Genomic DNA, 5830 nt, shown 5'->3' with positions numbered 1-5830 from the left:
CGCCTGGGTGACCGCCCGGCTGCTGGGCGGCGGCTTCCCGCAATGGCTCGCCCTGAACAGGGTCGCGGTCAATTCCGGCGTCACCAAGATCGTGATCGGCTCGTCGGGGACGTCCCTCGTGGCGTTCAACGAGCACGGTCATCTCCCGGACCCCTGGGTCACTTACCGGTGAGACTGTCCGCCCGCTCGTGGGCCACGATCAGCTCGACCCGCGAGGTGTAGCCGGTCTTCTTGTAGAGCCGGGTGAGGTAGGCCTCGACGGTCTTGCTGCTGTAGTGGAGAACGTCGGCGATCTCCCGGTTGCTGAGGCCGTCTCGGACCAGCGTGACGAGGTGACGTTCCACATCGGTGAGAGGTCCGGGTGCCCCCGCCGTGGCGGCACGTCGGCCGAGGACGAGTCCGCGCGCCCTGCCGGCTGCCTCCACCCGCTTCAGCCACAGCGTCGCGTCCATCTTCTGGAACAACGCCCACGCGGCCTCGAGGTGCTCGGCGACGTCCGGGCCGACGACGCCCAGCGCGCGGTGGGCCTGCGCCGCGATGCAGTGCATGCCCTGCGCCTCGGCCTCGAGAAGCACGTCGCGAGCCGGGTCCGCCTCACCGAAGCTGAGGGCACGGCCGATGCCGGATGCCATGCGTGCCCTGGGCGTACCGATGTCCTCCGCAAGGCGGCAGAAGTCGTCCGCGACGCGCCCTGCGGCCTCGACCTCTCCGCGAGCGAGGTAGCCCTCGACCAGACTCGTGTGGGTGAGGGTGCCGACCTCGTTCCAGCCGTGGTCTCCCGCTTCCGACCGCAGTCGCTCCAGGATCGGGATGGCGTGCTCGATCCGGGACCTCGACACCTCGACCGAGGCCTGCACCGCCTGCCAGATCGCGAAGTCGATCCGGCAGGAGGCCGGCGGCTTCGTCGCTGCCAGCACGGACGCGGCACGCCGGAAATCACCGCGGCCCGTGAGGATCTGGACTTCCACACCACGCAGGCGAGCCAGAGTGCTGCGCGTACCCGAGAATTCGAGCTGGACTGTCTCCCGGGCGATCGTCTCGGACGCCGCGGTCCATTGGCCGGCCGTGAACTCGGCGAGCGCGCGGGCCAGTGCGGCTTGCCCGCCCAGGTTTCCGGATCCGGCGAGTCCGGCGGCTTCACCCGCCATCTCGAGCAGCGCGTTCGCGCGATCGGTCGCGCCTGCTGTTGCGGCGTGGTGCGCTGCCGACTCCAGGGCACCGATGCGCGTGCCCGCCGGGAGTTCCCGCTCGTCGGTCCCGAGGATCTCGAGCTGGTCGACGGCCTCGCGTGCGTTCGGGAACGTCCCGACGGCGGCTTCGACCTGACCGAGGTACGTGTAGGCGATGACCTGGTCTGCCGGGGTCGACTCGCGCACCTGTGACCACGCTGTCGCGGCGAGGACGCGCGCCTGCTCGGTGTCACCGAGGCGCGCCGACATCGCCGCGCGCTGCGCGAGGTAGGGCGTCGGGTCTCTCGCCTGCCCCGCCTCGGCGACCAGCAGGTCTAGAGCACTCTGCGGATCGCCCATCGCGTTGTGGCAGTGCACGATCGTCGCCACGGTGCGGTCGCGGGATGAGCCCACCTCGAGGAGTCCGAGCGCTTTTCTGCCCGCTTCGATGGCCAGGGCCGGTCGCGCACCCTTCCAATACGCCGCGGACTGTCGTCGAAGTATCTCGCCGGCGGCGTCGTCCGAGCGTGGCAGCAGATCCAGCGCCCGGCCGTACCAGCGGGCAGCCGCGCGCGGCGACGTGCGCAGCGCGCGATCGGCGGCACGCAACGCCACCGTGACCGCGACCATGTCGCCGCGCGCCGCGCCCTCCGTGACGTGCCGGGCGCGGTCGAGGGCCGGCATGTCCAGCTCGCTGTCGGTGCCCTCGATCCGCGCCGCAATCGCAGCATGGACGCGGCGGCGCTCGGCCGGGCCTATTTCGTTGTAGAGCAGCTCACCGATCAGTGGGTGGCGAATCTCGTACCAACCGGACCCCGTTGCCACGAGTGCACCGCTCGAGACCAGTGAGTCGAAGACGGCCCGGACCTCGCCCAGCGACCTCTCCGCCAGTTCGGCGAGGAGTGGGAGGTAGTCCAGATCCACCCGGCCGAGCGCCGCGACCAGACGACCCAGCGCGCGGAGAGCGGGGTCCCGGGGAAACATTCGGTGGAGCAACGCCGCGGGACGCAGGAGCTGGGGCGGGGAATCATCGACCAGGTAGGCGGTTCCCTGTTCGGACCGGACTGCACCCGCAGTGTGCAGCGCGTTCATCGTTTCCCGGACCAGCAGCGGGTTCCCCCGCGTCCGCTCGGTCAGGTAGCCGATCAGTCGTTCGTCGGGCGCGGCTCCGAGGACCGACGCGACGAGGGTGCCGAGGGCATGCCCTTCGACCGGGTGACGCTCGACAACAGTCTGCTCCTGTTCGCTCACGAGGGGGCCGATCGTCGCGAAGAGACGTTCGCCGGTCATCCACGGCCGGGTCCGCAAGGCGAAGATCACGAGGAGCGGGCGGCCCGCCAGATGCCGTGCGGCGAGGGTCACGGCGACCAGGCTGTCCTCGTCCGCCAGGTGCGCGTCGTCCACGGCCACGACGACCGGCGACGAATCCGTCATCGACTGCAACAGCACCGTCACACTGTTCGGATCGGTCGACGCCGTGCGGTGACCGAGGGCTCCCAGGAGAGTGCGCACCGTCGCATACGGGATGTCGCGGTCGTACTCGTGCGCCGCGGCGTACAGGCAGGACCATCCACGCCTGCGGGCCGCGTCGAGCGTGCTTCGCAGGAGGTGTGTCTTACCGGTGCCTGCCTCACCGTGAATCAGGTACGTCGAACCGGCTCCGGCACTCAATCGTTCCATGGCGCAGTCGAACACGAATTCGCTCACGACATCTGGGCGAGACTCAGCCGAAGCGGCATGGCCTTCCATCCTCGCAGCGTGTTGTTGTGATAGCGGCGTACGGGTGCCGCGAGTTCGATGCACGTCACGCGGGTCACGAGTACCTCGAGCAGGCACTCGGCCTGCAGACGCGCCGCGTGCTGCCCCACGCACTGGTGGATGCCCATCCCGAAGGCCACGTGCCCCGAGGGATCACGCGAGAGGTCGAACCGGTCGGGGTCGTCCCACCGGCGCGGGTCACGATTCGCCGCGGCGTAGCACAGCAGCACCCGCGTCTCGGCCGGTATGACGGTCCCGGAGATCTCGACGTCGGCCGACGTCTTGCGGAACAACATCTGGACGGGAGACTCCCAGCGCAGCGCCTCGTCGAACGCGACTCGGGCGAGGTTGGGGTTCCCGCGAAGCACCGCCCACTGATCAGGATGGGTAGCGAACCCGTAGAGCATCGCGGAGAGACCGTAGACGGTCGTGTCGACACCTGCCGACAACAGCGAACGCGTCAGGAGCGGCGCCAGTTCGTGCAGGATGTCGCCGCGATCGGCGGCCGCCCAGATCTCGCTGCCGAATCCTCCGGGTTTGAGTGACTCGCGGGCACACTTCGCCGTGGCCCATTCCGCCAGCGCCTCGCTCCGGCACTCCCCCTGCAGGACTCGTTCGTTTCGCGGCCCCAGGGCATTGAAGATGTGATCGGCGTAGGGAACGAGATTCTCCCGCTGCTCCTCGTCGATGCCGGACGCGTCGGGAAAGAAGTTCACCGGAAACTTGGCCGCGAGGTCGTTGTATCCGTCGATCTCGATCGCGTCCCCGGCAGCCGCGCCACCGAGCAGGTCGTCGATCAGCGTCTCGGCCTGCCGGGTGCAGGCGTCCTTCATCGCACGCAATGCTCGTGCGGACAGAATCGACTGCAGCACCTCGCGGGGTGCGTCGTGCTCGGGCGGATCGGTCTGAAGCAGTCCCCGGGCCCGCCAGGGCTCGTTCAGGCCGACTCCGGAACCGGAGGTCATGCCCTGCCAGTTCGAGAGCGCGCCGTGGACCTCGTCGTAACGCCCGACGGCGTGGACGTTGTACCGGGGCAGGAAGACGACGGGCCCGGATTCACGCAGCCGCTCCTGGAACGGCAGCGGATTCTCGAGCGTTTCCGACGAGAAGGGGTCGTCGTCGAGGGACGGGGCTGTCGAACCCTGCCGTCCGGTGGTATCCGTAATCGACACTGTCTACCTTCCTAGAGATCCAGCACGAGTCGTTCGGTGATCGAACGTGACACACAGACGAACATCCGGTCCCCCTTGGCGCGTTCCGCGTCGCTCAGGAGTGAATCCCGATGATCCGGAACACCGCCCACGACGCCGACTTCACATGTGCCGCAAACGCCCTCGTTACACGAGGACAACACCGGGACGCCGGCGGCGTCCAGGGCCTCGAGAACGGTCTGTTCGGTACCGACGGTGACGGTCCTGCCGGAGTGGGCCAGTTCGATCGTGAAGGGTTCGGTGCGGACCGGTGGCGGCTGGGATGGCGCCACGAACCGCTCGAACCGGACGGCCCACCAGGGCCAGTTCGTGGCGGCGGATTCGACCGCCGCCAGCAAGGGCTCGGGACCGCAGCAGTAGACCTTGGCCCCCTCCGTCGGCTCCTCGAGGAAATCGAGCTGCAGATGACCCGATTCGTCCTGCGGCCACACCGTGACGCGGTCTCCGTATCGAGCCAGTTCGCCGAGGAAGGCCATGGAGCGACGTGACCGGCCGCCGTAGAGCAGGTGCCAGTCGATTCCCAGTTTCTCCGCTGCGGCGATCATCGTCATGATCGGGGTGATCCCGATGCCGCCGGCGATGAATTCGTATCGGCTCGCCTGAGCCAGACCGAAATTGTTCCGCGGGGTGCCGACACTGAGCATGTCCCCGACGGCCAGATTCTCGTGAATGAACTGCGACCCGCCCTGGGAGTTCGGCTCCCGCAACACGGCGACCTCGTAGGCGGAGGCATCCCACCGGTCGCCGCACAACGAATATTGCCGCACCTGGGAACCACCGTCCGCGGTCGGCATGACCAGGTCGATGTGCGCGCCGGGCGTCCAATGCGGGAGCCGCCCACCGGTGGGCTCCTCGAGCCGCAGTTTCACGACGCCGTCCGCCACGACGTCCTTCCGCGCGACCTCGAGCGTCTGGTTTCCGGGTCGCCGTGTGACCGGCGATGCGGGCGAGGACGAGTCGACACCATGCTGAGCAAGATGATTTGGCACGCCATGATCATGCGCGGCGCCTGCTGGTGAGATCAATGTCTCACTCACTATCAAGGCGATAGCCACAGTCGCCTGCCGACCGGGCCCTACACACGACAGTGTCCCCCTCACCTGGGTTACAGGTGAGGGGGACACGGGTGGGACGTCACGGCGAAACCGACTCGCTTCGTGGGCGAGCGGGCCGAACGAACTCAGCAGAGGCCGACCGAGCGGTCAGGCACTGCGTCGTGCGGCTTGGCGGCGAAGTTCATTGCGCGCCAGCGCGTTCTTGTGCACCTCGTCGGGTCCGTCCGCGAACCGCAGCGTGCGGACGTACGCGGCTGCCGGGGCGAGGAAGAAGTCCTGGGAGAGCCCGCCGGCGCCGTGGACCTGGATGGCCTTGTCGATGATCCATTCGACGGTCGACGGCGTGGCGATCTTGATCGCCTGGATCTCGGTGTGTGCGCCCTTGTTGCCCACCGTGTCCATGAGCCACGCCGTCTTGAGGACCAGCAGGCGCAACTGCTCGAGACGGACCCGCGATTCGGCGATCCAGTCGCGAATCACGCCCTGTTGGCTGAGCGGCTTGCCGAACGCCACGCGTTCGTCGGCCCGCTCGCACATGAGTTTGATCGCCCGCTCCGCGATGCCGATGGCGCGCATGCAGTGATGGATCCGGCCGGGTCCCAGCCGGGCCTGGGCGATCCCGAAGCCGTCGCCCTCG

The 5830-nt window shown here is 68.4% G+C and carries 4 protein-coding genes; all 4 read right to left on the bottom strand.

What is annotated here, in order from left to right:
- Nucleotides 1-158: 158 nt before the first annotated feature.
- Entirely contained in the window at nucleotides 159-2876 is a 2718-nt protein-coding gene (locus ACFTZB_RS42165; RefSeq protein ID WP_378441389.1) for an AAA family ATPase, read from the bottom strand.
- The gene (locus tag ACFTZB_RS42160; protein WP_378441387.1) at nucleotides 2873-4099 is read right to left on the bottom strand and encodes a cytochrome P450; all 1227 of its coding nucleotides are present in this window, start codon (nucleotides 4097-4099) and stop codon (nucleotides 2873-2875) included. The genes ACFTZB_RS42165 and ACFTZB_RS42160 overlap by 4 nt, the downstream gene beginning before the upstream one ends.
- Before the next feature lie 11 nt (nucleotides 4100-4110).
- The gene (locus ACFTZB_RS42155; protein WP_378441384.1) at nucleotides 4111-5127 is read right to left on the bottom strand and encodes a PDR/VanB family oxidoreductase; all 1017 of its coding nucleotides are present in this window, start codon (nucleotides 5125-5127) and stop codon (nucleotides 4111-4113) included.
- Between the two features lie 213 nt (nucleotides 5128-5340).
- A partial coding sequence (locus ACFTZB_RS42150; RefSeq protein ID WP_378441382.1) for an acyl-CoA dehydrogenase family protein occupies nucleotides 5341-5830 on the bottom strand: 490 nt, incomplete at its 5' end.

Origin of the sequence: Rhodococcus sp. NPDC057014, assembly GCF_042673295.1 — a bacterium.
GTDB lineage: Bacteria > Actinomycetota > Actinomycetes > Mycobacteriales > Mycobacteriaceae > Rhodococcus_F.
This window is presented reverse-complemented; position numbering and strand designations above follow the sequence as displayed.